A 26,757-nucleotide genomic window follows, 5' to 3' on the forward strand; every position below is an offset into this window, starting at 1 on the left:
GATTACTTGGCCTCCGCTTCAAAGTTGATTTCCTGGCCGGGCTTCAGGCAGACGTACGCCTTCTTCACGTCCTTGCGCTTGCCCATGAAGCGGCCAAAGCGCTTGGCTTTGCCCTTCGAGACCAGCACGTTGACGGAATTGACTTCCACCTTGAACAGCAGCTCGACTGCAGCTTTCACTTCCTGCTTCGTGGCATCGGGCGCGACTTCGAACACAACTTGCTCGTTCTTGTCGGCCACCAGCGTCGCCTTTTCGGAGATCACCGGCGCGAGCAGGACCTGCATCAAACGATGATCGTTCTTGCGAATCTCGCTCATGACAGCAACTCCTCGATCTGGGCGACCGCAGCCTTCGTGATCAGGATCTTCTTGAAGTAGATCAGCGACAGCGGGTCGGCGTAACGCGGCTCGACAACTGCCACATGGGCGAGGTTGCGCGACGCGAGGTACAGGTTTTCGTCAACCGTGTCGGTAATCACCAGCACGGAGTCGAGACCCATCGCCTTGAATTTTTCGGCCAGCAGCTTCGTCTTCGGCGCTTCGAGCGTCAACTCGTCGACCACCGAAATGCGGCCTTCGCGAGCCAGCTGCGAGAAGATCGAGCAGAGACCTGCGCGATGCATCTTCTTGTTAACCTTGTGCGAAAAGTTTTCTTCCGGCGAATTCGGGAAGATCCGGCCACCGCCGCGCCACAACGGGCTCGACGACATACCGGCACGGGCGCGGCCCGTACCCTTCTGGCGCCACGGCTTCTTGGTCGTGTGCTTGACTTGCTCACGGTCCTTCTGCGCGCGGTTACCGCTACGGGCATTCGCTTGATACGCCACCACGACCTGGTGAATCAGGGCTTCGTTGTAATCGCGGCCGAACACTACGTCCGACGCGCTAACGCCCGCACCTTCCTGACCATTGGCATTCAGGAGCTTAAGTTCCATTATTTCGCTCCTTTCACGGCACGCGTCTTCACGGCCGGCGTAACGAATACCTTGCCACCCTTCGCACCCGGAACGGCGCCCTTGACCAGCAACAGCTTGCGGTCAGCGTCGATACGAGCGATTTCGAGGTTTTGCACGGTTACCGTATCGTCACCCATGTGACCGGTCATGCGCTTACCCGGGAAAACACGACCCGGATCCTGCGCCATACCGATCGAACCCGGCACGTTGTGCGAGCGCGAGTTACCGTGCGATGCACGGCCGGATGCGAAGTTGTAACGCTTGATGGTACCGGCGTAGCCCTTACCGATCGACACGCCTTGCACGTCGACCTTCTGGCCTACTTCGAACAGGTCGGGACCGACCACGGTGCCGTTCGACAACTCGGCAGCCTTGGCAGCATCGATCTGGAATTCTTTGAGGATTTCACCGGCTTGAACACCGGCTTTGGCGAGATGACCGGCCAACGGCTTCGTCACACGCGATGCACGGCGCGTACCGAATGCAACCTGCACGGCCGTGTAGCCGTCGGTTTCAACAGTCTTGATCTGCGTCACGCGGTTGTCGGACACGTCCAGCACGGTAACGGGAATCGAATCCCCTTCTGCCGTGAAGATACGGGTCATGCCAACCTTGCGACCTACGAGTCCAAGGCTCATCGTTTTCTCCATTCCCGACTGCGATTGGTCGGGGCTAATTTACAAAATGCCGGTGCCGTTTCGGGCGTGAAATCACGCTGCAGCACACCGACTTTTTTGCGCAAATGCGCGAAAAGCCCACTATTATAGCGAGGCCTTCCGTTTTCCGCAAGCAATCAATGACTTAGCGTTGCCTGGCAAGCCAGGCAAGCGTTAGAAGCCTTATTGGAGCTTGATTTCCACGTCCACGCCAGCCGGCAGGTCCAGCTTCATCAGTGCGTCAACGGTCTTATCCGTCGGGTCGACGATGTCCATCAGACGTTGGTGCGTACGGATTTCGAGCTGATCACGCGACGTCTTGTTGACGTGCGGCGAACGCAGGATGTCGAAACGTTGAATGCGGGTCGGCAGGGGCACCGGACCACGAACGATTGCGCCAGTCCGCTTTGCCGTGTCGACGATTTCAGCTGCCGATTGATCGATCAGGCGATAGTCGAAAGCCTTCAGGCGAATGCGGATTTTCTGGTTCTGCATGACAATTCCTTGGAAAGAGCGAGGCGGTATTGCGCCGCCAGATAGTAAAAGAACGTAGAGCCGGGCACCTGCTTTGGTGCTGGCGCCCGGCTCCGGGCACCACTTATTGCAACGTCAACCCTCGATTTTACTCGAGAATCTTGGCAACCACACCAGCGCCGACCGTACGGCCACCTTCGCGAATTGCGAAGCGCAGACCTTCTTCCATCGCGATCGGGTTGATCAGCTTCACCGTGATCGACACGTTGTCGCCCGGCATGACCATTTCCTTGTCCTTCGGCAACTCGATCGAGCCCGTCACGTCCGTCGTACGGAAGTAGAACTGCGGACGATAGTTGTTGAAGAACGGCGTGTGACGGCCACCTTCGTCCTTGCTCAGCACGTACACTTCAGCCGTGAAGTGCGTGTGCGGGTTGATCGAACCCGGCTTCGCCAGAACCTGGCCACGCTCCACGTCTTCACGCTTCGTGCCGCGCAGCAGGATACCCACGTTGTCGCCTGCCTGACCCTGGTCGAGCAGCTTGCGGAACATTTCCACGCCCGTGCACGTCGTCTTCACCGTCGGCTTGATACCGACGATTTCGATTTCTTCGCCGACCTTCACCACGCCGCGCTCAACGCGACCCGTCACCACCGTGCCGCGACCCGAGATCGAGAACACGTCTTCCACCGGCATCAGGAACGCACCGTCAACTGCGCGCTCCGGCGTCGGGATGTACGTGTCCAGCGCGTCGGCCAGGTTCATGATCGCCACTTCGCCCAGCTCGCCCGTGTCGCCTTCCAGCGCCAGCTTGGCCGAACCCTTGATGATCGGCGTGTCGTCGCCCGGGAAGTCGTACTTCGACAGAAGTTCGCGAACTTCCATCTCGACGAGTTCCAGCAGCTCAGCATCGTCCACCATGTCGCACTTGTTCAGGAACACGATGATGTACGGAACGCCAACCTGACGCGCCAGCAGGATGTGCTCACGCGTTTGCGGCATCGGGCCGTCTGCAGCCGAACACACCAGGATCGCGCCGTCCATCTGCGCTGCGCCCGTGATCATGTTCTTCACATAGTCAGCGTGGCCCGGGCAGTCGACGTGTGCGTAGTGGCGGTTAGCCGTTTCGTACTCGACGTGTGCCGTGTTGATCGTGATACCACGTGCCTTTTCTTCCGGCGCCGCATCGATCTGGTCGTATGCCTTCGCTTCGCCGCCAAACTTCTTGGTCAGCACCGTCGTGATCGCTGCCGTCAGCGTGGTCTTGCCGTGGTCAACGTGACCGATCGTGCCGACGTTCACGTGCGGCTTGGTCCGTTCGAATTTACCTTTAGCCATGTTTCTCTTCTTTCAAAAAGTTAATCGTTGAATGACTTGCCGCGCGATTACTTCGACTTGGCGTTGATGATCGCTTCCGACACGTTACGCGGTGCTTCGGAGTAGTGCTTGAACTCCATCGTGTACGTTGCACGACCTTGGGTCAGCGAACGCAGCGACGTCGAGTAGCCGAACATTTCCGACAGCGGCACTTCGGCGCGAACGATCTTGCCGCCGCCAACCATGTCGTCCATGCCCTGAACGATACCGCGACGACCCGACAGATCGCCCATCACGTTGCCCATGTAATCTTCAGGCGTTTCGACTTCAACAGCCATCATCGGTTCGAGGATGACCGGTTGAGCCTTGCGCATTGCTTCCTTGAACGCCATCGAACCGGCCATGCGGAACGCATTTTCGTTCGAGTCAACGTCGTGGTACGAACCGAACGTCAGGTGAACCTTCACGTCAACGACCGGGAAACCTGCCAGCACGCCAGCCTTCAGCGTTTCCTGAATACCCTTGTCGACTGCCGGAATGTATTCACGCGGAATCACACCGCCCTTGATTTCGTCCAGGAATTCGTAGCCCTTGCCCTGCTCATTCGGCTCGAGCGTGATGACCGCGTGACCGTACTGGCCGCGACCACCCGACTGCTTGACGAACTTGCCGTCGACGTCTTCCGCCTTGCCGCGGATCGTTTCACGATACGCCACTTGCGGCTTGCCGACAGTTGCTTCGACGCCGAATTCACGCTTCATCCGGTCAACCAGAATTTCCAGGTGGAGCTCGCCCATGCCCGAAATAATGGTTTGACCCGATTCTTCGTCCGTTTGAACGCGGAACGACGGATCTTCCTGAGCCAGACGGTTCAGGGCCAGACCCATCTTTTCCTGGTCCGGCTTCGTCTTCGGCTCAACAGCCTGCGAAATCACCGGCTCCGGGAAAATCATGCGTTCGAGCACGATCGGGTGCAGCGGATCGCACAGCGTGTCGCCCGTGGTTGCGTCTTTCAGGCCAACAGCCGCAGCGATGTCGCCTGCGTGCACTTCCTTGATTTCTTCACGCTGGTTTGCGTGCATCAGCAGAATACGGCCGAGACGCTCCTTCTTGTCCTTGGTCGCGTTCAGCAGCGTGTCGCCCGACTTCGTCGTGCCGGAGTACACACGGAAGAAGATCAGCTGGCCGACAAACGGGTCGGTCATGATCTTGAATGCGAGCGACGAGAACTTCTCGTCGTCAGCTGCGCGACGCTCAGCCTTTTCACCGTTTTCGAGTTCGCCCGTAACCGGAGGAATGTCGATCGGCGACGGCAGGAAGTCGAGCACAGCGTCCAGCATGCGTTGCACGCCTTTGTTCTTGAACGCGGTACCGCAAAGCATCGGCTGGATTTCGCAAGCGATCGTACGGTCGCGCAGACCCTTCACGATTTCGGCTTCCGTCAACTCGCCTTCTTCGAGGTACTTGTTCATCAGGTCTTCGCTCGATTCAGCCGCGGCTTCGACCATCTTTTCGCGCCATTCATTGCACGTGTCGACGAGTTCTGCCGGGATTTCTTCGTACGAGAACTTCGTGCCCTGGGACGCTTCGTCCCAAATGATCGCTTTCATCTTCAGCAGATCGACCACGCCCGTGAACGACTCTTCAGCGCCGATAGGCACTACGACCGGAACCGGGTTCGCCTTCAGACGCAGCTTGAGCTGGTCGTAGACCTTGAAGAAGTTCGCGCCGGTACGGTCCATCTTGTTGATGAACGCGAGACGGGGAACCTTGTACTTGTTAGCCTGACGCCACACAGTTTCCGACTGCGGCTGCACGCCGCCCACTGCGCAGTACACCATGCATGCACCGTCGAGCACACGCATCGAGCGCTCAACTTCAATCGTGAAGTCAACGTGGCCCGGGGTGTCGATGATGTTGATGCGGTGCTCAGCGCGGTCGCCGGCCATGCCTTTCCAGAATGCCGTGGTAGCAGCGGACGTGATCGTGATGCCGCGTTCCTGCTCCTGCTCCATCCAGTCCATGGTGGCAGCGCCGTCGTGAACTTCACCAATCTTGTGGTTCACGCCGGTATAGAACAGGATGCGCTCGGTCGTCGTCGTTTTGCCGGCGTCGATGTGAGCGCTAATACCGATGTTACGGTAGCGCTCGATAGGTGTCTTGCGAGCCACTTTGATCCTCTATTGGGATGACGCGATGCGAGAAAATACCCATCGCGCTGTAACACAAACGGGCGAGGCGCTTTGTAAGCGCACCCGCCCGGAATTTCTTTCCGCTTTTTCTGCTAAACCCGGGTTCGGGAAGCTTAGAAACGGAAGTGCGAGAACGCCTTGTTGGCTTCTGCCATCCGGTGAACTTCGTCGCGCTTCTTCATCGCGCCGCCACGGCCTTCAGCCGCTTCGGAGAGTTCACCTGCCAGACGCAGGGCCATCGACTTCTCGCTGCGCTTCTTCGCGGCTTCACGCAACCAACGCATCGCCAATGCCATACGACGCGACGGACGCACTTCGACCGGAACCTGATAGTTCGCACCACCAACGCGGCGGCTCTTAACTTCAACCACCGGCTTGACGTTGTTGAGCGCTACCGTGAACACTTCCAGCGGGTCCTTGCCACCCTTGGTCTGGATCTGTTCGAAAGCGCCGTACACGATACGCTCAGCAACCGACTTCTTGCCGGAGAGCATCAGCACGTTCATGAACTTTGCAACATCTACGTTACCGAATTTCGGATCCGGCAACACTTCCCGCTTGGGGACTTCGCGACGACGCGGCATGTTTCTTCCTTTACTTTTTCAGTTGGAGCTATTTTTAGCCCCGCGGCCACCAACTAACCCGATTCATCTCTGACGACTTACCAGCCTGGTCGGGTGACCACTTACTCGACAGCACCGGCGATTCCGGCACCACCGCTATTACCGCCTTTGCAGGCGACCTGAAACTACACAGACCGGCTAATTACTTGCCAGCCTTGGCACGCTTCGCACCGTACTTCGAGCGAGCCTGCTTACGATCCTTGACGCCCTGGGTATCCAGCGAGCCGCGAACCATGTGGTAACGCACACCCGGCAAGTCCTTAACACGGCCGCCGCGAATCAGCACGACCGAGTGTTCCTGCAGGTTGTGGCCTTCGCCACCGATGTACGAAATAACTTCGAAGCCGTTCGTCAGGCGAACCTTGGCAACCTTACGGAGTGCCGAGTTAGGCTTCTTCGGCGTCGTGGTGTACACACGGGTGCACACGCCGCGACGCTGGGGGCAGTCCTGCAAAGCCGGGCTCTTGCTCTTCGTCGTTTCCGACGCGCGGCCTTTGCGAACCAGTTGATTGATGGTTGGCATTGTTTATTCCTGAAATTGAACAAAATCGACGCATCTGTTTCCGGGCAAAGCAGAAACGATTGCGCATCGAACTTCCGGACCAAGGTGTCAGCGCACGAATTGACTTCGCACACAGGCATTCCAAGAACCGGAACCTAGCATAATATTCCGAAAATGCTAAGGGAGTCAACAGGTTGCGATGTTTCGCACGCCTGTCGACCTCGAACTGTGCCCGCCGACGCTCAGTCGGCGGACACGACTTCCAGCAATTCGTCGCCGAAACGGTCAAGTTTGCGGGCGCCCATGCCTGGAATACCGCGCAAATCCTCGATGGAATCGGGGCCGTTGCGGGCAATTTCGGCCAGTGTGGCGTCGTGGAAGATGACATAGGCCGGTACGCCATCGCTTTTCGCCGTCTCCGTGCGCCAGGCGCGTAGGCGTTCCCAGCGGGCGCGCTCGCGCGGACCCATGCCGATCGTCGGGTCAGCGCGCTCGCTAGTGCGTCCGGATGACTGGCGGGTACGCGTCGGCTTCACGTAACGGCGCATCGTCACGTTCTGCTCGCTCTTCAACACCGCTTTGGCAGCCTCGGTCAGTACCAGTGAGCCGAAACCCTCATGATCGACGGTGAGGTAGCCAAAGGCGACGAGCTGGCGAAAGATCGCCCGCCACTCCGGTTCACCGAGCGCGGCGCCGATGCCGAAAGTGGTCAGCCTCTCGTGGCCGCGCTGCATGATCTTTTCGCTGCGATTGCCGCGCAGAATGTCGATCAGGTGGCCGGCGCCAAAGTGAAATCCACTTGCTCGCTGCGCCCGGAAGACACATGACAGCGCCATCTGCGCTTCGCGTGTCGCGTCCCATGTGTCGGGCGGCTCAATACAATTGTCGCAGTTGCCGCACGGCTTGCTCGATTCGCCAAAGTACGCGAGCAACCGCACCCGGCGGCAGGTCGCCGCTTCGCACAGCCCGAGCAGTGCATCGAGCTTGCCAGTCTGCACGCGCTTATGCGCGTCGTCGGCGTCGGACTCGTCGATCATCTTGCGCTGCTGCACGACGTCGCCCAGACCGTACGCCATCCAGGCGTTCGCCGGCATGCCGTCACGGCCAGCACGGCCAGTTTCCTGGTAGTAGCCTTCGACACTCTTCGGCAAATCGAGGTGAGCCACGAAGCGCACGTCCGGTTTGTCGATGCCCATGCCGAAGGCAATCGTCGCGCACATGACGATGCCTTCCTCGCGCTGAAACATCTCCTGATGCTTCTGGCGGATTTCGAACTCCATGCCAGCGTGGTAAGGCAACGCGCGCATCCCCTTCTCTTTCAGCCACTCCGCCGTTTCTTCGACCTTGCGTCGCGACAGGCAGTAGACAACGCCGGCGTCGGTCGTACCGTCCGGTTTCGAGTGCTCAGCACGAATGAAGTCGAGCAATTGCGTGCGCGCATTGTCCTTTTCGACGATGCGGTAGCGAATGTTCGGGCGATCGAAGCTGGAGACAAAGACACGCGCGTCATCGAGCGCCAGACGGTGGATGATTTCGTCGCGCGTGATCGCGTCGGCCGTCGCGGTGAGTGCGATGCGCGGCACATTCGGGAAACGCTCGTGCAGCACCGACAGCTGAATGTATTCAGGACGGAAATCGTGCCCCCATTGCGACACGCAATGCGCTTCGTCGATAGCGAACAACCCGATACGCGTGCGCTCAAGCAACTCCTGGAAACGGGGCGTCATCAACCGTTCTGGCGCCACGTACAGCAGATCGATTTCGCCTTCACGCAGCGCACGCTCAGTGGCCATCGCCTCGGCGCTTGACAGTGTTGAATTCAGATACGCGGCCCTAACGCCCACTTCCTTCAGCGCGGCGACCTGGTCCTGCATCAATGCGATCAACGGGGATACGACGATCCCTGCTCCGCAGCCCGCTTCGCGCCGCACCAGCGACGGAATCTGATAGCACAACGACTTGCCGCCGCCCGTTGGCATCAGCACGAGACAATCGCCGCCGCCGGCGACGTGTTCGACAATTTCGCCCTGCTGCCCTCTGAACGCGGGGTAACCAAAGACTTCGTTGAGGATTTCGAGCGAACGGGACATGAATTGGAGAGAAGCAGCGTGATGCCGGTGACACGAATTTTACCAACGCATTCGTGCTGCGCCCGCGCTTAGATGCAACGTTAGCCATTCGGCCAACGAAACCATCACGAAGCGCATGAAAAAGAAGCGACCGCGGTGCGTCGGACAGGAGTAAGTGCTAAAGCACCAACTCCTATCGACAAAAAAAAAACCGCTCAGTCGAAACTGAGCGGCTTCGCTGGCTGGTGAGCCCAAGCGGCTTGCGCCGCCGGGACTTACTCGCCTGAGTGCTGCTGTTCGGCGGCCGGAGTTTCCGGGGTACCGAATTCGAACGACTCTTCCGCTGCGATCTGGTCGAAACGCTCGCGGTCGGACAGTTCCTTGCTCTTGCGTGCCTTGTGGAACGCGAGACCCGTACCTGCCGGAATCAGACGACCAACGATCACGTTTTCCTTCAGCCCGCGCAGATCGTCGCGCTTGCCCATGATCGCCGCTTCGGTCAGCACGCGGGTCGTTTCCTGGAACGACGCTGCGGAGATGAACGAATCGGTCGACAGCGATGCCTTCGTAATACCGAGCAGCACGTTGTCGTAGGTTGCCGGGATCTTGCCTTCCGCAGCCATCCGGTCGTTTTCGTCGAGCATATCCGAGCGCTCGACCTGTTCGCCCATGATGAAGCGCGTGTCACCGTTATCGACGATCTGCACGCGGCGCAGCATCTGACGGACGATCACTTCAATGTGCTTGTCATTGATCTTCACGCCCTGCAGACGATACACGTCCTGCACTTCGTCAACGATGTAGCGCGCCAGCGCTTCGACGCCCTGCAAACGCAGAATGTCGTGCGGATCAGCCGGCCCGTCGACAATCATTTCGCCCTTGTTGACGACCTGACCATCGTGCACCAGAACCTGCTTTTCCTTCGCGATCAGGAACTCGTGCTGATTGCCTTCGAGGTCCGTGATAACGAGACGCTGCTTGCCCTTTGTGTCCTTACCGAACGACGTCGTGCCCGTGACTTCCGCCAGAATACCGGCGTCCTTCGGCGAGCGCGCTTCGAACAGTTCGGCCACGCGCGGCAGACCACCGGTAATGTCGCGAGTCTTTTGCGATTCAACCGGGATACGTGCCAGCACTTCACCAACCTGCACTTGCTGACCGTCCTTCACGGTGATCAGAGCGCCGACCTGGAAGCCGATCTGCACCGAGTGCTCGGTGTTCGGGATCTTGACTTCTTCGCCGTTCGCGTCGAGCAGCTTGACCTGCGGGCGCACCGTCTTCGACGCTTGCGAACCGCGGCGCTTCACGTCGATCACGACCAGCGTCGAGAGACCCGTCACATCGTCGATCTGCTTGGCAACCGTCACGCCTTCTTCGACGTTTTCGAACTTCACCGTACCACCGTACTCGGTGATGATCGGACGCGTCATCGGATCCCACGTCGCCAGTTGCGTGCCGGCCTTGATCTGCGCGCCGTCCAGTTGCAACAGCGTCGCGCCGTACGGCACCTTGTGACGTTCACGCTCGCGGCCGTGGTCGTCGGTGATCATCGCTTCGCCCGAACGCGAGATGACGATCTGCTCGCCCTTCGCGTTGGTGACGTAACGCATGGTCGCCGTGAAACGAACCGTACCGTTCGACTTGGCTTCAACCGACGAAGCCACTGCTGCACGCGATGCCGCACCACCGATGTGGAACGTACGCATCGTGAGCTGCGTGCCCGGTTCACCGATCGACTGAGCAGCGATCACGCCAACTGCTTCGCCGACGTTGACCGACGAGCCACGACCCAGGTCGCGGCCATAGCAGGCTGCGCACAGACCGTAACGCGTTTCGCAAGTCAACGGCGTACGCACGCGCACTTCGTCGATGCCGAGGCGTTCGATTTCTTCGACCGCGTCTTCGTCGAGCAAGGTGCCCGTTTCGTACAGCGTTTCCTGCGATTCCGGATTGACGACGTCAGCCACCGTCACGCGACCGAGGATACGGTCACGCAGCGCTTCGACGACTTCACCGCCTTCGACCAACGCCTTCATGGCAACGCCGTTGGACGTACCGCAATCGTCCTCGACCACCACCAGATCCTGCGTCACGTCGACCAGACGACGCGTCAGGTAACCCGAGTTTGCCGTCTTCAGTGCCGTATCAGCCAGACCCTTACGTGCACCGTGGGTCGAGATGAAGTACTGCAACACGTTCAGGCCTTCACGGAAGTTCGCCGTAATCGGCGTCTCAATGATCGAGCCGTCCGGCTTCGCCATCAGGCCACGCATACCGGCCAGCTGACGAATCTGAACTGCGGAACCACGAGCACCCGAGTCCGCCATCATGTAGATGGAGTTGAACGATTCCTGACGCGTTTCGTTGCCGTCGCGATCGACCACCGGTTCCGTCGACAGCTGTTCCATCATCGCCTTGCCGACCGCTTCCGACGTTGCCGACCAGATGTCGACCACGTTGTTGTAGCGCTCTTGCGACGTGACGAGACCCGACATGTACTGACGGTCGTATTCCTTCACCTTCTTCGCTGCATCGCCGACGATCTGTTCTTTCTGCGGCGGCACGAGCATGTCGTCGACGCAGATCGAGATACCGGCGCGCGTTGCCAGACGGAAGCCCGACTGCATCAACTGGTCGGCGAAAATCACCGTTTCACGCAGACCGCACTTGCGGAATGCGGTGTTGATGAGTCGCGAGATTTCCTTCTTCTTCAGCGGCTTGTTCAGCACCGAGAACGGCAGGCCCGGCGGAAGAATTTCCGACAGGATTGCGCGGCCGACGGTCGTCGCGTACAGCGAGATCTTCGGCACGAATGCCGGCGCGCCTTCCGACTTGTCTTCGTTGTGGACCATTTCCGTGATCCGCACGTTGACGCGCGAGGCCAGCTCGACTTCCTTGTTCTCGTAAGCACGCAGTGCTTCCGACACGCCGGTGAACGTCAGGCCTTCGCCCTTGGCGTTCACTGCTTCACGCGTCGCGTAGTACAGGCCGAGCACGATATCCTGCGACGGCACGATCGACGGATCGCCGTTGGCCGGGAACAGGATGTTGTTCGACGCCAGCATCAGCGTACGTGCTTCCATCTGCGCTTCGAGCGACAGCGGCACGTGCACAGCCATCTGGTCACCGTCGAAGTCGGCGTTGAACGCCGCGCAAACGAGCGGGTGCAGCTGGATAGCCTTACCTTCGATCAGCACCGGCTCGAAAGCCTGAATGCCAAGACGGTGCAGCGTCGGCGCACGGTTCAGCATGACCGGATGTTCGCGAATGACTTCTTCGAGAATGTCCCACACCACCGGCGTCTGGTTCTCGACTTCCTTCTTCGCAGCCTTGATGGTGGTAGCGACACCCATCACTTCGAGCTTGTTGAAGATGAACGGCTTGAACAGTTCGAGCGCCATCAGCTTCGGCAAACCGCACTGATGCAGCTTGAGCGTCGGGCCGACCACGATCACCGAACGGCCCGAGTAGTCAACGCGCTTACCGAGCAAGTTCTGACGGAAACGACCGCCCTTACCCTTGATCATGTCAGCGAGCGACTTCAGCGGACGCTTGTTCGCGCCAGTCATTGCCTTACCGCGACGACCGTTGTCGAGCAGCGAATCGACGGCTTCCTGCAGCATCCGCTTTTCGTTGCGGACGATGATTTCAGGCGCCTTCAGTTCGAGCAGACGCTTCAACCGGTTGTTACGGTTGATCACGCGGCGATACAGGTCGTTCAGGTCCGACGTCGCGAAGCGGCCACCGTCCAGCGGCACCAGCGGACGCAGTTCCGGCGGCAGCACCGGCAGCACTTCGAGCACCATCCAGTCAGGCTTGATGCCCGAACGCTGGAAAGCCTCGAGCACCTTCAGGCGCTTCGCATACTTCTTGATCTTCGCTTCCGAACCCGTGTTCTTGAGTTCGGTGCGCAACATCTCGACCTGCTCGTCGATGTTAATCGCGCGCAGCAGTTCGCGAACGCCTTCCGCGCCCATTTCGGCACGGAATTCGTCACCGTACTCTTCGACCTTGTTGTAGTAATCCTCTTCGGTCATGATCTGCCGCGCTTTCAGCGGCGTCATGCCCGGATCGATCACCACGTATGCTTCGAAGTACAGCACGCGCTCGATGTCGCGCAGCGTCATGTCGAGCACCATGCCCAGACGCGACGGCAGCGACTTCAGGAACCAGATGTGAGCGACCGGCGAGGCCAGTTCAATGTGGCCCATCCGTTCGCGACGCACCTTCGCGAGCGTCACTTCGACGCCGCACTTTTCACAGATCACGCCACGATGCTTCAGGCGCTTGTACTTACCGCAAAGGCATTCGTAGTCTTTGATCGGCCCGAAGATCTTCGCGCAGAACAAACCATCGCGTTCCGGCTTGAACGTCCGGTAGTTGATGGTTTCCGGCTTCTTGACTTCACCGAACGACCACGAACGGATCTTGTCTGGCGAGGCCAGACCGATCTTGATCGCGTCAAAAACTTCAGGCTGTTGGACTTGCTTGAATAGATCGAGCAGAGCTTTCATTGCTTTCTCTCCGTAGTCCGATTAGTTGCGGTCGAGGTCGATATCGATACCGAGCGAGCGGATTTCCTTCACCAACACGTTGAAGGATTCCGGCATGCCGGCGTCGATCACGTGATCACCCTTGACCAGGTTCTCATACACCTTGGTCCGGCCCGCCACGTCATCCGACTTCACCGTCAGCATTTCTTGCAACACGTACGATGCGCCGTACGCTTCGAGCGCCCACACTTCCATTTCACCGAAACGCTGGCCACCAAACTGCGCCTTACCGCCCAACGGCTGCTGCGTTACGAGCGAGTACGGGCCCGTGGAACGCGCGTGCATCTTGTCGTCGACCAAGTGGTGCAGCTTCAGGTAGTGCATGTAGCCGACAGTCACCGTACGTTCGAACATCTCACCCGTGCGGCCGTCATACAGACGTACCTGGTTCTTCGACGGCGTCATGCCGAGGTTCTTCGCGATGTCGTCCGGGAATGCCAGATCCAGTGCGCGCGACATTTCTTCTTCCGTCGCACCGTCGAACACCGGCGTGGCAAACGGAACGCCTTCGCGCAGGTTCTTCGCCAGTTCGACGATTTCGTCGTCCGTGAAGCTGTCCAGCTCTTCAGCGCGGCCCGACTCGTTGTAGATCTTGGTCAGGAATTCGCGCAGTTCAGCGATCTTCGCCTGACGTTGCAGCATTTCTGCAATACGCCAGCCGAGACCCTTCGCGGCCCAACCCAGATGCACTTCGAGAACCTGACCCACGTTCATCCGCGACGGCACGCCGAGCGGATTGAGCACGACGTCAGCAGGACGGCCATCGGCCATGTACGGCATGTCTTCGATCGGAACGATCTTCGACACCACACCCTTGTTACCGTGACGGCCGGCCATCTTGTCGCCAGGCTGCAGACGACGCTTAACAGCCAGATACACCTTGACCATCTTCAGCACACCCGGCGGCAGTTCGTCGCCTTGCGTGAGCTTCTTGCGCTTTTCTTCGAACGCCAGATCGAACTGGTGACGCTTCTGTTCGATCGAGTCCTTGATAGCTTCGAGCTGTGCCGCTGCTTCTTCGTCCGCGAGGCGGATGTCGAACCAGTGGTAGTGGTCGAGATCTTCCAGGTAAGCCTGTTCGATCTTCGTACCCTTCGCGAGCTTCTTCGGACCACCGTTTGCGACCTTGCCGGTCAGCATACGAGCGAGACGCTGGAATGCATCGCCTTCCACGATACGCAGCTGGTCGTTCAGGTCGAGGCGATAACGCTTCAGTTCATCGTCGATGATCTGTTGCGCACGCTTGTCGCGCTGAATACCTTCACGCGTGAACACTTGCACGTCGATGACCGTGCCGCTCATGCCCGACGGCACGCGCAGCGACGTGTCCTTCACGTCCGAAGCCTTTTCACCGAAGATCGCGCGCAGCAGCTTTTCTTCCGGCGTCAGCTGGGTTTCGCCCTTCGGCGTCACCTTACCGACCAGCACGTCGCCTGCTTCGACTTCAGCGCCGATGTAGACGATGCCCGACTCATCGAGACGGCCGAGTTGCACTTCAGCCAGGTTCGAGATGTCGCGCGTGATTTCTTCCGGTCCAAGCTTCGTATCGCGAGCTACGACGTTCAGTTCTTCGATGTGGATCGACGTGTAACGGTCGTCAGCAACCACCTTCTCCGAGATCAAGATCGAATCTTCGAAGTTGTAGCCGTTCCACGGCATGAACGCGACCAGCATGTTCTGGCCGAGAGCCAGTTCGCCGAGGTCGGTCGATGCACCATCAGCCAGCACGTCGCCACGCGACACGATATCGCCGACCTTCACGATCGGGCGCTGGTTGATGTTCGTGTTCTGGTTCGAACGCGTGTACTTGATCAGGTTGTAGATGTCCACGCCGACGTCGCCCGCAACGGCTTCATCGTCGTTCACGCGGATCACCATACGGCCTGCGTCGACGTAATCGACCACACCACCGCGGAATGCCTGAACCGTCGTACCCGAGTCGACTGCCACCGTGCGTTCGATACCCGTACCGACCACGGCCTTTTCAGGACGCAGACACGGCACAGCCTGACGCTGCATGTTCGAACCCATCAATGCGCGGTTCGCGTCATCGTGCTCGAGGAACGGAATCAGCGAAGCTGCAACCGAGACGATCTGCGACGGCGCCACGTCCATGTACTGGATGCGGTCCGGCGTAACCATCAACGTTTCGCCAGCTTCACGCGACGACACCAGTTCGTCGGTCAGCGAGCCATCAGCAGCCACCGCCGCGTTCGCCTGAGCGATCACGTAACGGCCTTCTTCGATCGCCGACAGATAGTCGATCTGATCGGTCACCTTGCTGTCCACGACCTTGCGGTACGGCGTTTCGAGGAAGCCGTATTCGTTCAGGTGCGCGTACAGTGCGAGCGAGTTGATCAGGCCGATGTTCGGACCTTCCGGCGTTTCAATCGGGCACACACGGCCGTAGTGGGTCGGGTGCACGTCGCGGACTTCAAAGCCGGCGCGCTCACGCGTCAAACCGCCCGGGCCAAGTGCCGAAACACGGCGCTTGTGGGTGATTTCCGACAGCGGGTTCGTTTGGTCCATGAACTGCGACAGCTGCGACGAACCGAAGAACTCGCGAATCGCCGACGAAATCGGCTTCGAGTTGATCAGGTCGTGCGGCATCAGGTTTTCGCTTTCGGCCTGGCCGAGGCGTTCCTTCACAGCACGTTCGACACGCACGAGACCTGCGCGGAACTGGTTTTCCGCCAGTTCGCCGACGCAACGCACACGACGATTGCCCAAGTGGTCGATGTCGTCCACTTCGCCCTTGCCGTTACGCAGTTCGACCAGGATTTTGATCGTTGCGAGGATGTCGTCGTCTTGCAGCGTCATCGGACCGACGATTTCGTCGCGACCGACACGGCGGTTGAACTTCATACGACCCACCTTGGACAGGTCGTATGCGTCTTCGCTGTAGAACAGACGGTTGAACAACGCCTCGACCGCTTCTTCGGTCGGCGGTTCGCCCGGACGCATCATGCGGTAGATCGCAATGCGTGCAGCCATCTTGTCCGCGGTTTCGTCGATACGCAGCGTCGACGAGATATACGGACCTTGATCCAGATCGTTCGTGTAGAGCGTCTGGATTTCTTTGATCTTCGATTCGCGGAGCTTTTCGAGGACGGTTTCGGTGATTTCGTCGTTCGCGTTAGCGATGACTTCACCCGTGTCGCCGTCAACGACGTTCTTCGCGAGCACGCGGCCGAGCAGATAGTCTTCCGGCACCGAGATGAACTTCGTCTTCGCGTTGTCGAGGTCGCGAATGTGCTTGGCGTTGATCCGCTTGTCCTTCTGGACGATCACGTTGCCATCACGATCCGTAATGTCGAAACGTGCGACTTCACCACGCAGACGCTCCGGCACGAATTCCATCTGCGCGCCTTCCGGCATCAGCGTGAAATTGTCGAACACGAAGAAGTTTGCGAGGATCTGTTCCGGCGTCAGGCCGATCGCCTTCAGCAGGATCGTGACCGGCATCTTGCGACGGCGGTCAACGCGGAAGTACAGCACGTCCTTCGGATCGAACTCGAAGTCGAGCCACGAACCGCGGTAGGGAATGATACGTGCCGAGAACAGCAGCTTGCCCGAGCTATGCGTCTTGCCCTTGTCGTGTTCGAAGAACACGCCAGGCGAGCGGTGCAGCTGCGAAACGATCACGCGTTCCGTGCCGTTGATGACGAACGAACCCGTCGGCGTCATGAGCGGAATTTCGCCCATGTACACTTCCTGTTCCTTCACTTCCTTGACGACCGGCTTGCTCGGCGATTCCTTGTCGAGCAGCACCAGGCGCACTTTCGCGCGCAGCGCCGAGCAGTATGTCAAACCGCGCTGCTGACATTCCTTGATGTTGAATGCCGGCGGCGACAGCATGTAGCTGACGAACTCGAGACGCGCAAAACCGTTGTGCGAAACGATCGGGAAAACGGATGTAAACGCAGCCTGCAGGCCTTCCGGCTTGCGTTGCGTGGACGACGTGTCTGCTTGCAGAAACGTGCTGAATGATTCAAGCTGGGTAGCCAGCAGGAAAGGTACTTGGTGAACGATGGGGCGCTTCGCAAAACTCTTGCGAATGCGCTTCTTCTCGGTGAAGGAATATTGCATACGATCTCCGAATCACGGCGGGCATTGTTGTCGAGGCAGGATACCTTGATGAGACAACCCGAGTGTTCACCGACTGAGACCCGATGGCCGTCCGATGGCCTGAACGAGCCTAGAAGCTTGGTGGTTGGCCGCTACCAACCGCTGGCTGACGGCAGCGGATGCCTATGTTGCCCGCTACCCGACCAAACTTGCCTTCTGCAGTCGCTTCAGAAGACAAAGAGAAACGCCGGTCAATGTTGCCGAAAGGCGGTTTTCTTTGGCTTCTGGGGCCCAGTTTCTGCCGAAAACGATTGGCAAAAAACGTGGTCCCCACAAAGCACAAAAAGGCCGGCGGTGGAAAACCGCCAGCCTTCGCACAACGCGCTGAAACTTACTTGATTTCAGCCTTCGCGCCGGCTTCTTCCAGCTTCTTCTTGGCTTCTTCAGCAGCAGCCTTCGGTACCGATTCCTTAACAGGCTTCGGTGCACCGTCGACCAGGTCCTTCGCTTCCTTCAGGCCGAGACCCGTCAGTTCACGAACAGCCTTAATGACCGAAACCTTGTTCGCGCCAACTTCAACCAGGTTGACCGTGAATTCGGTTTGCTCTTCAGCAGCAGCAGCAGCGCCGCCGCCTGCCGGGCCTGCCACTGCAACAGCAGCTGCCGACACGCCAAACTTCTCTTCGAACGCCTTAACCAGCTCGTTCAGTTCCAGAACCGACATCGAGCTTACTGCCTCGAGGATGTCATCTTTTGCGATTGCCATTTGAAATACTCCTAAATTGAATTCGGATACAGCCAGCGATCAATCACGCTCGACTGAAGTGCGTTACGCAGCGGTTTCTTCGCCTTGTTTCTTTTCTGCCAGCGCGGCCAGGGCGCGCGCAAAGCCGGAAACAGGTGCTTGCATAACGTACAACAGCTTGGAGAGCAGTTCTTCGCGGCTCGGGATGTTTGCCAGCGCTTGCACGCCAGCCTTGTCCATCACCTTGCCTTCGTAGGAACCAGCCTTGATGATCAACTTGTCATTGGTTTTGCCGAAGTCGTTGACGACCTTAGCAGCAGCAATTGCATCTTCCGAGATGCCGTAGATCAGGGGACCAGTCATCTGCTCTGCCAGCGGAGCAAACGGGGTACCTTCGACAGCGCGACGCGCCAGCGTGTTTTTCAACACACGAAGGTAAACCTGTTGCTCACGCGCTTTCGCGCGCAGCTTGGTCAGATCGCCAACCGCGATTCCACGATACTCAGCCAGAACCACGGTCTGGGCTTTCGCGACTTGCGCGGCAACCTCAGCGACGACGGCCTGCTTGCTTTCTTTGTTAAGTGGCACGGTTAACCTCCAGATTCGATACACGCGGCGTGCGCCTTGTGTACCGCGTTCAATAACGGCGTCCGACCAGTCAGGAGTATTTCGACCGCCTGAACCCCACATTGCTGCGGACTTCAACCGGCTTCATCACTACAAAACCTTTTCGGGTTCGCCATCTGCGTTGGCTTTACATTAAGGGACCGCCTACCTGCTGCGTTCCCGCCAACGGTCTTTGACAACCGGCCGCTCGATGCAGACTGCCATCTTGCGACCGCCCAAAGCCCATAAAACCGCCTCGACTCACATCGAGGCGATGAAATTTATTACTGTGCTGCGAGCGATGCCTGGTCGACGCGAACGCCAACACCCATCGTGCTCGACAGCGCAACCTTGCGCAGATACACACCCTTGCTCGTTGCCGGCTTCGCCTTTTGCAGCGCGTCGACGAGAGCGTTCAGGTTGCTACGCAGAGCCGTCGGCTCGAACGAAGCACGGCCAATCGTGGCGTGGATGATACCGGCCTTGTCGACACGGAATTGCACCTGACCAGCCTTGGCGTTCTTGACTGCAGTCGCGACGTCCGGCGTAACCGTGCCAACCTTCGGGTTCGGCATCAGGCCACGCGGGCCGAGGATCTGGCCGAGCGTACCGACAACGCGCATCGTGTCCGGCGAAGCGATCACGATGTCGAAGTCCAACTTGCCAGCCTTGACTTGTTCAGCCAGGTCTTCCATACCGACGACTTCTGCGCCAGCTGCACGAGCTTGCTCAGCCTTTTCGCCTTGTGCAAACACTGCCACGCGAACCGACTTACCGGTACCAGCCGGCAGCACGACCGAACCGCGAACCACTTGGTCCGACTTCTTCGCGTCAATACCGAGTTGCACTGCAACGTCGATCGACTCGTCGAACTTCGCGCTTGCGCATTCCTTCACGAGCGACAGAGCTTCGTCGATCGCATACAGCTTTTGACGATCAACCTTGGCTGCAAATGCTTGCAGACGCTTTGAAAGCTTAGCCATTTACACGCCCTCCACGGTGATGCCCATCGAGCGGGCGCTACCAGCGATCGTACGAACCGCTGCGTCCAGATCAGCTGCCGTCAGATCGGGCATCTTGGTCTTGGCGATGTCTTCAGCTTGAGCGCGGGTGATCTTGCCGACCTTGTCGGTATGCGGCTTGGCCGAACCCTTGTCGATCTTCGCTGCCTTCTTAATCAGAACCGTAGCCGGCGGCGTCTTCAGAACGAACGTGAAGCTCTTGTCCGCGAACGCGGTGATCACGACCGGAATCGGCAGACCCGGCTCCATTGCTTGAGTCTGCGCGTTAAACGCCTTGCAGAACTCCATGATGTTCAGGCCGCGTTGGCCCAGTGCCGGACCGACCGGCGGCGACGGGTTGGCTTTACCTGCAGGAATCTGCAGCTTGATAAAGCCGATGATTTTCTTTGCCATTTTGAAAACCTCTTAGGAACGCCACCGTGGTACAGATGGACATTCAGTGAGTAGTAGCGCGCGTTCGCCGAAAAACAGACTACTTACGCTCCTCAACGGCCATTACGCGGACCGTAAGCGCGAAATACGGGACGCACCGAATGGTGCGTCCCGTAGAATTCTGGATTACAATTTTTCGACTTGGCCGAATTCCAGCTCGACCGGCGTTGCGCGGCCGAAAATTGTAACGGAAACACGGACGCGCGACTTTTCGTAGTTCACTTCTTCGACGCTGCCGTTGAAATCCGTGAACGGACCGTCCTTCACGCGCACCATCTCGCCCACTTCGAACAGGGTCTTCGGACGCGGTTTCTCCACGCCTTCCTGCATTTGCGACATGATCTTCTCGACTTCCCGCGGGGAAATCGGGCTAGGACGATTACGCGCACCGCCCACGAAACCCGTCACCTTTGCCGTGTTTTTCACGAGGTGCCATGTCTCGTCTGTCATTTCCATTTCTACGAGCACATAGCCCGGGAAGAAACGACGCTCGGTCACTGATTTGTGACCGCCTTTCACCTCGACCACTTCTTCAGTCGGAACGAGGATTTGACCAAATTGGTCTTGCATGCCAGCACGTTCGATGCGCTCCTGAAGCGCACGTTGCACGCTCTTCTCCATGCCGGAGTAGGCGTGCACCACGTACCAACGTTTGCCGCTCGGGGATGCCGGAGTATCGCTCATATCATTTCCAACCCAGAATCACCGAGAAAATCGCCCATTCGATGGATTTATCGCTAATCCAAAGAAAGATCGCCATCACGAACACGAAGCCAAACACTACGAGCGTTGTCTGGGTGGCCTCTTTACGAGTCGGCCAGACAACCTTACGAACTTCTTTGTACGAGTCTTTGGCGAAAGCGATGAAACCCTTGCCAGGCGCGGAGAGAAGACCGACTGCAACACCCGCGATAGCGCCAACAGCCAAGGCGGCTCCGCGGACGTACCATTCCTGGCCGCTGAGCCAGAAGAACCCCACGAACCCGGCCAAGACCAACAATACGCCCGCGACGAGCATCAGCTTGTCGCCGGATGTATTTACAGTTTCGACGGAAGGATTCGCCATAACACCTTAACGAAGCGCCACATACGGCGCGAGAGTTGGCAGGGGCAGAGGGAATCGAACCCCCAACCTTCGGTTTTGGAGACCGACGCTCTGCCAGTTGAGCTATACCCCTAAACCATTTTGGGGTTGACGACACCGCCAACCCCGTAACTACCGATCAACGAGAACTATCTGGCGTTACTCGAGGATCTTGGCAACCACACCAGCGCCGACCGTACGGCCACCTTCGCGAATTGCGAAGCGCAGACCTTCTTCCATCGCGATCGGGTTGATCAGCTTCACCGTGATCGACACGTTGTCGCCCGGCATGACCATTTCCTTGTCCTTCGGCAACTCGATCGAGCCCGTCACGTCCGTCGTACGGAAGTAGAACTGCGGACGATAGTTGTTGAAGAACGGCGTGTGACGGCCACCTTCGTCCTTGCTCAGCACGTACACTTCAGCCGTGAAGTGCGTGTGCGGGTTGATCGAACCCGGCTTCGCCAGAACCTGGCCACGCTCCACGTCTTCACGCTTCGTGCCGCGCAGCAGGATACCCACGTTGTCGCCTGCCTGACCCTGGTCGAGCAGCTTGCGGAACATTTCCACGCCCGTGCACGTCGTCTTCACCGTCGGCTTGATACCGACGATTTCGATTTCTTCGCCGACCTTCACCACGCCGCGCTCAACGCGACCCGTCACCACCGTGCCGCGACCCGAGATCGAGAACACGTCTTCCACCGGCATCAGGAACGCACCGTCAACTGCGCGCTCCGGCGTCGGGATGTACGTGTCCAGCGCGTCGGCCAGGTTCATGATCGCCACTTCGCCCAGCTCGCCCGTGTCGCCTTCCAGCGCCAGCTTGGCCGAACCCTTGATGATCGGCGTGTCGTCGCCCGGGAAGTCGTACTTCGACAGAAGTTCGCGAACTTCCATCTCGACGAGTTCCAGCAGCTCAGCATCGTCCACCATGTCGCACTTGTTCAGGAACACGATGATGTACGGAACGCCAACCTGACGCGCCAGCAGGATGTGCTCACGCGTTTGCGGCATCGGGCCGTCTGCAGCCGAACACACCAGGATCGCGCCGTCCATCTGCGCTGCGCCCGTGATCATGTTCTTCACATAGTCAGCGTGGCCCGGGCAGTCGACGTGTGCGTAGTGGCGGTTAGCCGTTTCGTACTCGACGTGTGCCGTGTTGATCGTGATACCACGTGCCTTTTCTTCCGGCGCCGCATCGATCTGGTCGTATGCCTTCGCTTCGCCGCCAAACTTCTTGGTCAGCACCGTCGTGATCGCTGCCGTCAGCGTGGTCTTGCCGTGGTCAACGTGACCGATCGTGCCGACGTTCACGTGCGGCTTGGTCCGCTCAAACTTACCCTTGGCCATTTTCGACTCCTAAGAGGATTTATCCGTACGTTGCGCCGCGCGCAAACAATCACCGAGTACTTCTGGTGCCCATGGGCAGGATCGAACTGCCGACCTCTCCCTTACCAAGGGAGTGCTCTACCACTGAGCCACATGGGCGCTACTTCTTTGTTACTGGAGCGGGTGAAGGGAATCGAACCCTCGTCGTAAGCTTGGAAGGCTTCTGCTCTACCATTGAGCTACACCCGCAAGGATTCATGGATTCCCAACTACTGCTACAGCTTGCATTCTGGTGGAGGAGGTTGGATTCGAACCAACGTAGGCGTAAGCCAACAGATTTACAGTCTGCCCCCTTTAGCCACTCGGGCACCCCTCCGCAGAGAACTGATGATTATGAGGGAACAACCGCTTGTTGTCAAGGCTTGCTCGACCGTTCCGAACTCATAGCTCTCACTTATATAGTGAGCCCAACGCCGCTGTAAACGCAGAAACCCCACCTTGATGGGGTGGGGTTTCTGTTGCTGCTAGGGAGCCTGACGATTACCTACTTTCACACGGGAATCCGCACTATCATCGGCGTGGAGTCGTTTCACGGTCCTGTTCGGGATGGGAAGGGGTGGGACCGACTCGCTATGGTCATCAGGCATGACTTGTTGTCGTGTCGCCCTGGGGGGCGGCACAACCAATCTGGAAGAAGTAGTTTCTGGTGATGCTCACCAGAGGGAGATTCGGGGGTTGTGTTGTTTCTGGCACAACACTGATCTCAACCTGTGTGTGGTCTGCATAAGACCCTGCGCGTGGCGCAGGGTGGGGCATCCATAAGTGCTGAAGCACTCACGGCTGCCGACACACACCTGTTATAGGATCAAGCCTTACGGGCAATTAGTATCAGTTAGCTTAACGCATTACTGCGCTTCCACACCTGACCTATCAACGTCCTGGTCTTGAACGACCCTTCAAGGGGCTCGAAGCCCCGGGGATATCTCATCTTAAGGCGAGTTTCCCGCTTAGATGCTTTCAGCGGTTATCTCTTCCGAACATAGCTACCCGGCGATGCCACTGGCGTGACAACCGGTACACCAGAGGTTCGTCCACTCCGGTCCTCTCGTACTAGGAGCAGCCCCCTTCAAATATCCAGCGCCCACGGCAGATAGGGACCAAACTGTCTCACGACGTTTTAAACCCAGCTCACGTACCTCTTTAAATGGCGAACAGCCATACCCTTGGGACCGGCTACAGCCCCAGGATGAGATGAGCCGACATCGAGGTGCCAAACACCGCCGTCGATATGAACTCTTGGGCGGTATCAGCCTGTTATCCCCAGAGTACCTTTTATCCGTTGAGCGATGGCCCTTCCATACAGAACCACCGGATCACTATGACCTGCTTTCGCACCTGCTCGACTTGTCGGTCTCGCAGTTAAGCACGCTTATGCCATTGCACTATCAGCACGATTTCCGACCGTACCTAGCGTACCTTCGTACTCCTCCGTTACACTTTGGGAGGAGACCGCCCCAGTCAAACTGCCTACCATGCACTGTCCCCAGTCCGGATAACGGACCAAGGTTAGAACCTCAAACAAACCAGGGTGGTATTTCAAGGACGGCTCCACGCAGACTGGCGTCCACGCTTCATAGCCTCCCACCTATCCTACACAGATCGGTTCAAAGTCCAATGCAAAGCTACAGTAAAGGTTCATGGGGTCTTTCCGTCTAGCCGCGGGGAGATTGCATCATCACAAACACTTCAACTTCGCTGAGTCTCGGGAGGAGACAGTGTGGCCATCGTTACGCCATTCGTGCAGGTCGGAACTTACCCGACAAGGAATTTCGCTACCTTAGGACCGTTATAGTTACGGCCGCCGTTTACCGGGACTTCAATCAAGAGCTTGCACCCCATCATTTAATCTTCCGGCACCGGGCAGGCGTCACACCCTATACGTCCACTTTCGTGTTTGCAGAGTGCTGTGTTTTTATTAAACAGTCGCAGCCACCAGTTTATTGCAACCCCTTCACCCTCCTGGCGCAGGCCAGTCAGGCTACAGGGGCGTACCTTATCCCGAAGTTACGGTACCAATTTGCCGAGTTCCTTCTCCCGAGTTCTCTCAAGCGCCTTAGAATACTCATCTCGCCCACCTGTGTCGGTTTGCGGTACGGTCTTGTTAAACTGAAGCTTAGAGGCTTTTCTTGGAACCACTTCCGATTGCTTCTTCACCTAGGTGAATGGCCTCGCACCCTTGAATTCCGCGCCCGGATTTGCCTAAGCGCCTTCTCCAATGCAAGGACCGGGACTTCCAACACCCGGACAACCTTCCGCGATCCGTCCCCCCATCGCATTTAACAATGGTGCAGGAATATTAACCTGCTTCCCATCAGCTACGCATTTCTGCCTCGCCTTAGGGGCCGACTCACCCTACGCCGATGAACGTTGCGTAGGAAACCTTGGGCTTACGGCGAGGGGGCCTTTCACCCCCTTTATCGCTACTCATGTCAGCATTCGCACTTCCGATACCTCCAGCGCACTTTTCAATGCACCTTCGCAGGCTTACGGAACGCTCTCCTACCATGCACATAAATGTGCATCCGCAGCTTCGGTATATTGCTTAGCCCCGTTACATCTTCCGCGCAGGACGACTCGATCAGTGAGCTATTACGCTTTCTTTAAAGGATGGCTGCTTCTAAGCCAACCTCCTGACTGTTTTAGCCTTCCCACTTCGTTTCCCACTTAGCAATATTTGGGGACCTTAGCTGGCGGTCTGGGTTGTTTCCCTCTTGACACCGGACGTTAGCACCCGATGTCTGTCTCCCGTGATTGCACTCTTCGGTATTCGGAGTTTGCTATGGCGTAGTAATCCGCAATGGACCCCACAACCATGACAGTGCTCTACCCCCGAAGGTGATACACGAGGCACTACCTAAATAGTTTTCGGAGAGAACCAGCTATTTCCAGGTTTGTTTAGCCTTTCACCCCTATCCACAGCTCATCCCCTAACTTTTCAACGTTAGTGGGTTCGGACCTCCAGTACGTGTTACCGCACCTTCATCCTGGCCATGGATAGATCACCTGGTTTCGGGTCTACACCCAGCGACTGAATCGCCCTGTTCGGACTCGCTTTCGCTACGCCTGCCCTAATCGGTTAAGCTTGCCACTGAATGTAAGTCGCTGACCCATTATACAAAAGGTACGCCGTCACCCCTCGCGAGGCTCCGACTGTTTGTATGCATGCGGTTTCAGGATCTATTTCACTCCCCTCCCGGGGTTCTTTTCGCCTTTCCCTCACGGTACTGGTTCACTATCGGTCGATCACGAGTATTTAGCCTTGGAGGATGGTCCCCCCATCTTCAGACAGGATTTCACGTGTCCCGCCCTACTTTCCGTACACCTAGTTCTTCCTCGCTGTTTTCGTCTACAGGGCTATCACCTGCTATGGCAGCACTTTCCAGAGCCTTCGACTAACAATGAAGATAAAGAGTACAGGCTGGTCCCATTTCGCTCGCCACTACTCTGGGAATCTCGGTTGATTTCTTTTCCTGCGGTTACTTAGATGTTTCAGTTCACCGCGTTCGCTTCTCGTAACCTATGTATTCAGTTACGGATGACCCATACGGGCCGGGTTTCCCCATTCGGACATCTACGGATCAAAGCTCGTTTGCCAGCTCCCCGTAGCTTTTCGCAGGCTACCGCGTCCTTCATCGCCTGTGATCGCCAAGGCATCCACCACATGCACTTGTTCGCTTGACCCTATAACGGGTGTGTCTCTGTCGACCCAGAGTTAGCGCTTTAGCGCTTACTCTGGTCCCATCCCCGAAGGGGACAGGGACATTCACAGGGAATGTCCTGGACCTCAGTCACATCGTTACAGGTTGAGTATTCGTGTTGCGCCGTATTCCAAAAGCGATCTTTCGATCTCTCTTTTCATACATTGATACAATCACAACCCTGATTCACCTACTCGCATGCCCATCTCTAGACACGCTTTCGTGAATCTCTTTACTACTTCTTCCTGATTGTTAAAGAACGACAGCCGATATCGCAGTTGCTATAACCGCGTATCACTCTGACTGGCTCAATCGCCAATGCCTGTTTCACTACACCGCAAACCCCTTTCAAGGTTTGCCGCAGTAAAACC

General features: G+C 57.8%; 19 protein-coding genes, 4 tRNA genes and 2 rRNA genes. 1 reads left to right on the forward strand and 24 read right to left on the reverse strand.

What is annotated here, in order from left to right:
- Positions 1 to 2 precede the first annotated feature (2 nt).
- From rplW to rpoB, 11 genes are all read right to left on the reverse strand, one after another.
- Positions 3 to 317 (reverse strand): 50S ribosomal protein L23, encoded by a 315-nt coding sequence (rplW, locus tag GH665_RS19710; protein WP_007180135.1) that lies wholly within the window; start codon positions 315 to 317, stop codon positions 3 to 5.
- Positions 314 to 934 (reverse strand): 50S ribosomal protein L4, encoded by a 621-nt coding sequence (gene rplD / locus GH665_RS19715; protein ID WP_007180136.1) that lies wholly within the window; start codon positions 932 to 934, stop codon positions 314 to 316. Before rplD ends, rplW begins: the two co-directional genes overlap by 4 nt.
- Positions 934 to 1,593 carry a 50S ribosomal protein L3 gene (gene rplC, locus GH665_RS19720; RefSeq protein ID WP_007180137.1) on the reverse strand — a complete coding sequence of 220 codons (660 nt, stop codon included), beginning with the start codon at positions 1,591 to 1,593 and terminating at the stop codon, positions 934 to 936. The genes rplD and rplC overlap by 1 nt, the downstream gene beginning before the upstream one ends.
- A gap of 201 nt (positions 1,594 to 1,794) precedes the next feature.
- Complete coding sequence (rpsJ, locus tag GH665_RS19725; RefSeq protein ID WP_006998489.1) at positions 1,795 to 2,106, reverse strand: 30S ribosomal protein S10; 312 nt, start codon at positions 2,104 to 2,106, stop codon at positions 1,795 to 1,797.
- A 127-nt stretch (positions 2,107 to 2,233) separates the two neighbouring features.
- Positions 2,234 to 3,424: an elongation factor Tu gene (tuf, locus tag GH665_RS19730; protein ID WP_063497539.1), complete on the reverse strand. Its 1,191-nt coding sequence runs from the start codon at positions 3,422 to 3,424 to the stop codon at positions 2,234 to 2,236.
- A gap of 47 nt (positions 3,425 to 3,471) precedes the next feature.
- On the reverse strand, positions 3,472 to 5,574 hold the full coding sequence (gene fusA, locus GH665_RS19735; protein WP_054043378.1) for an elongation factor G: 2,103 nt from the start codon (positions 5,572 to 5,574) through the stop codon (positions 3,472 to 3,474).
- A gap of 134 nt (positions 5,575 to 5,708) precedes the next feature.
- Positions 5,709 to 6,179, reverse strand: coding sequence for a 30S ribosomal protein S7 (gene rpsG, locus GH665_RS19740; RefSeq protein ID WP_006053291.1), 471 nt, complete (start codon positions 6,177 to 6,179; stop codon positions 5,709 to 5,711).
- 181 nt (positions 6,180 to 6,360) lie between these two features.
- Positions 6,361 to 6,741: a 30S ribosomal protein S12 gene (rpsL, locus tag GH665_RS19745; protein ID WP_006998493.1), complete on the reverse strand. Its 381-nt coding sequence runs from the start codon at positions 6,739 to 6,741 to the stop codon at positions 6,361 to 6,363.
- Positions 6,742 to 6,962: 221 nt separating this feature from the next.
- Positions 6,963 to 8,810: a DNA helicase RecQ gene (gene recQ, locus GH665_RS19750; RefSeq protein WP_153137667.1), complete on the reverse strand. Its 1,848-nt coding sequence runs from the start codon at positions 8,808 to 8,810 to the stop codon at positions 6,963 to 6,965.
- A 254-nt stretch (positions 8,811 to 9,064) separates the two neighbouring features.
- Positions 9,065 to 13,303 (reverse strand): DNA-directed RNA polymerase subunit beta', encoded by a 4,239-nt coding sequence (gene rpoC, locus GH665_RS19755; RefSeq protein WP_153137668.1) that lies wholly within the window; start codon positions 13,301 to 13,303, stop codon positions 9,065 to 9,067.
- A gap of 21 nt (positions 13,304 to 13,324) precedes the next feature.
- Positions 13,325 to 17,431, reverse strand: a complete 4,107-nt coding sequence (rpoB, locus tag GH665_RS19760; RefSeq protein WP_153137670.1) for a DNA-directed RNA polymerase subunit beta — start codon at positions 17,429 to 17,431, stop codon at positions 13,325 to 13,327.
- Positions 17,432 to 17,555: 124 nt separating this feature from the next.
- Between rpoB and GH665_RS38950 the strand changes: the two genes are divergently transcribed.
- Complete coding sequence (locus GH665_RS38950; RefSeq protein ID WP_216752869.1) at positions 17,556 to 17,798, forward strand: hypothetical protein; 243 nt, start codon at positions 17,556 to 17,558, stop codon at positions 17,796 to 17,798.
- Between the two features lie 3 nt (positions 17,799 to 17,801).
- Here GH665_RS38950 and rplL read toward each other — a convergent pair whose 3' ends face one another.
- The 13 genes from rplL to GH665_RS19825 all read right to left on the reverse strand — a co-directional run bounded on the left by rplL (position 17,802) and on the right by GH665_RS19825 (position 26,369).
- The gene (gene rplL / locus GH665_RS19765) at positions 17,802 to 18,176 is read right to left on the reverse strand and encodes a 50S ribosomal protein L7/L12 (protein ID WP_025584719.1); all 375 of its coding nucleotides are present in this window, start codon (positions 18,174 to 18,176) and stop codon (positions 17,802 to 17,804) included.
- A 63-nt stretch (positions 18,177 to 18,239) separates the two neighbouring features.
- Positions 18,240 to 18,743 carry a 50S ribosomal protein L10 gene (rplJ, locus tag GH665_RS19770; RefSeq protein WP_007180144.1) on the reverse strand — a complete coding sequence of 168 codons (504 nt, stop codon included), beginning with the start codon at positions 18,741 to 18,743 and terminating at the stop codon, positions 18,240 to 18,242.
- A 302-nt stretch (positions 18,744 to 19,045) separates the two neighbouring features.
- Positions 19,046 to 19,744, reverse strand: a complete 699-nt coding sequence (gene rplA / locus GH665_RS19775) for a 50S ribosomal protein L1 (RefSeq protein ID WP_011490061.1) — start codon at positions 19,742 to 19,744, stop codon at positions 19,046 to 19,048.
- A complete protein-coding gene (rplK, locus tag GH665_RS19780) occupies positions 19,745 to 20,176 on the reverse strand; it encodes a 50S ribosomal protein L11 (protein WP_025496715.1) in 432 nt (143 codons plus the stop codon).
- Positions 20,177 to 20,341: 165 nt separating this feature from the next.
- Complete coding sequence (gene nusG / locus GH665_RS19785) at positions 20,342 to 20,899, reverse strand: transcription termination/antitermination protein NusG (protein WP_007180147.1); 558 nt, start codon at positions 20,897 to 20,899, stop codon at positions 20,342 to 20,344.
- Position 20,900: 1 nt separating this feature from the next.
- Complete coding sequence (gene secE, locus GH665_RS19790) at positions 20,901 to 21,281, reverse strand: preprotein translocase subunit SecE (protein WP_046567533.1); 381 nt, start codon at positions 21,279 to 21,281, stop codon at positions 20,901 to 20,903.
- A 36-nt stretch (positions 21,282 to 21,317) separates the two neighbouring features.
- Positions 21,318 to 21,393, reverse strand: a tRNA-Trp gene (locus GH665_RS19795).
- A gap of 65 nt (positions 21,394 to 21,458) precedes the next feature.
- Entirely contained in the window at positions 21,459 to 22,649 is a 1,191-nt protein-coding gene (tuf, locus tag GH665_RS19800) for an elongation factor Tu (RefSeq protein WP_063497539.1), read from the reverse strand.
- Positions 22,650 to 22,712: 63 nt separating this feature from the next.
- A tRNA-Thr gene (locus GH665_RS19805) sits at positions 22,713 to 22,787 on the reverse strand.
- 16 nt (positions 22,788 to 22,803) lie between these two features.
- A tRNA-Gly gene (locus GH665_RS19810) sits at positions 22,804 to 22,877 on the reverse strand.
- Positions 22,878 to 22,918: 41 nt separating this feature from the next.
- A tRNA-Tyr gene (locus GH665_RS19815) sits at positions 22,919 to 23,004 on the reverse strand.
- A gap of 155 nt (positions 23,005 to 23,159) precedes the next feature.
- Positions 23,160 to 23,272: ribosomal RNA gene (rrf, locus tag GH665_RS19820) — 5S ribosomal RNA — on the reverse strand.
- A gap of 217 nt (positions 23,273 to 23,489) precedes the next feature.
- A 23S ribosomal RNA gene (locus GH665_RS19825) occupies positions 23,490 to 26,369 on the reverse strand.
- Positions 26,370 to 26,757 lie beyond the last annotated feature (388 nt).

This window comes from Paraburkholderia agricolaris, from assembly GCF_009455635.1.
In the GTDB taxonomy this organism is placed as follows: domain Bacteria; phylum Pseudomonadota; class Gammaproteobacteria; order Burkholderiales; family Burkholderiaceae; genus Paraburkholderia; species Paraburkholderia agricolaris.

What these genes read in the sequence shown, in the direction of transcription:
- rplW (WP_007180135.1), bottom strand. Translation starts at nt 317, where the DNA reads ATGAGCGAGATTCGCAAGAACGATCATCGTTTGATGCAGGTCCTGCTC.
- rplD (WP_007180136.1), bottom strand. Translation starts at nt 934, where the DNA reads ATGGAACTTAAGCTCCTGAATGCCAATGGTCAGGAAGGTGCGGGCGTT.
- rplC (WP_007180137.1), bottom strand. Translation starts at nt 1,593, where the DNA reads ATGAGCCTTGGACTCGTAGGTCGCAAGGTTGGCATGACCCGTATCTTC.
- rpsJ (WP_006998489.1), bottom strand. Translation starts at nt 2,106, where the DNA reads ATGCAGAACCAGAAAATCCGCATTCGCCTGAAGGCTTTCGACTATCGC.
- tuf (WP_063497539.1), bottom strand. Translation starts at nt 3,424, where the DNA reads ATGGCTAAAGGTAAATTCGAACGGACCAAGCCGCACGTGAACGTCGGC.
- rpsG (WP_006053291.1), bottom strand. Translation starts at nt 6,179, where the DNA reads ATGCCGCGTCGTCGCGAAGTCCCCAAGCGGGAAGTGTTGCCGGATCCG.
- rpsL (WP_006998493.1), bottom strand. Translation starts at nt 6,741, where the DNA reads ATGCCAACCATCAATCAACTGGTTCGCAAAGGCCGCGCGTCGGAAACG.
- recQ (WP_153137667.1), bottom strand. Translation starts at nt 8,810, where the DNA reads ATGTCCCGTTCGCTCGAAATCCTCAACGAAGTCTTTGGTTACCCCGCG.
- rpoC (WP_153137668.1), bottom strand. Translation starts at nt 13,303, where the DNA reads ATGAAAGCTCTGCTCGATCTATTCAAGCAAGTCCAACAGCCTGAAGTT.
- rpoB (WP_153137670.1), bottom strand. Translation starts at nt 17,431, where the DNA reads ATGCAATATTCCTTCACCGAGAAGAAGCGCATTCGCAAGAGTTTTGCG.
- rplL (WP_025584719.1), bottom strand. Translation starts at nt 18,176, where the DNA reads ATGGCAATCGCAAAAGATGACATCCTCGAGGCAGTAAGCTCGATGTCG.
- rplA (WP_011490061.1), bottom strand. Translation starts at nt 19,744, where the DNA reads ATGGCTAAGCTTTCAAAGCGTCTGCAAGCATTTGCAGCCAAGGTTGAT.
- rplK (WP_025496715.1), bottom strand. Translation starts at nt 20,176, where the DNA reads ATGGCAAAGAAAATCATCGGCTTTATCAAGCTGCAGATTCCTGCAGGT.
- nusG (WP_007180147.1), bottom strand. Translation starts at nt 20,899, where the DNA reads ATGAGCGATACTCCGGCATCCCCGAGCGGCAAACGTTGGTACGTGGTG.
- secE (WP_046567533.1), bottom strand. Translation starts at nt 21,281, where the DNA reads ATGGCGAATCCTTCCGTCGAAACTGTAAATACATCCGGCGACAAGCTG.
- tuf (WP_063497539.1), bottom strand. Translation starts at nt 22,649, where the DNA reads ATGGCCAAGGGTAAGTTTGAGCGGACCAAGCCGCACGTGAACGTCGGC.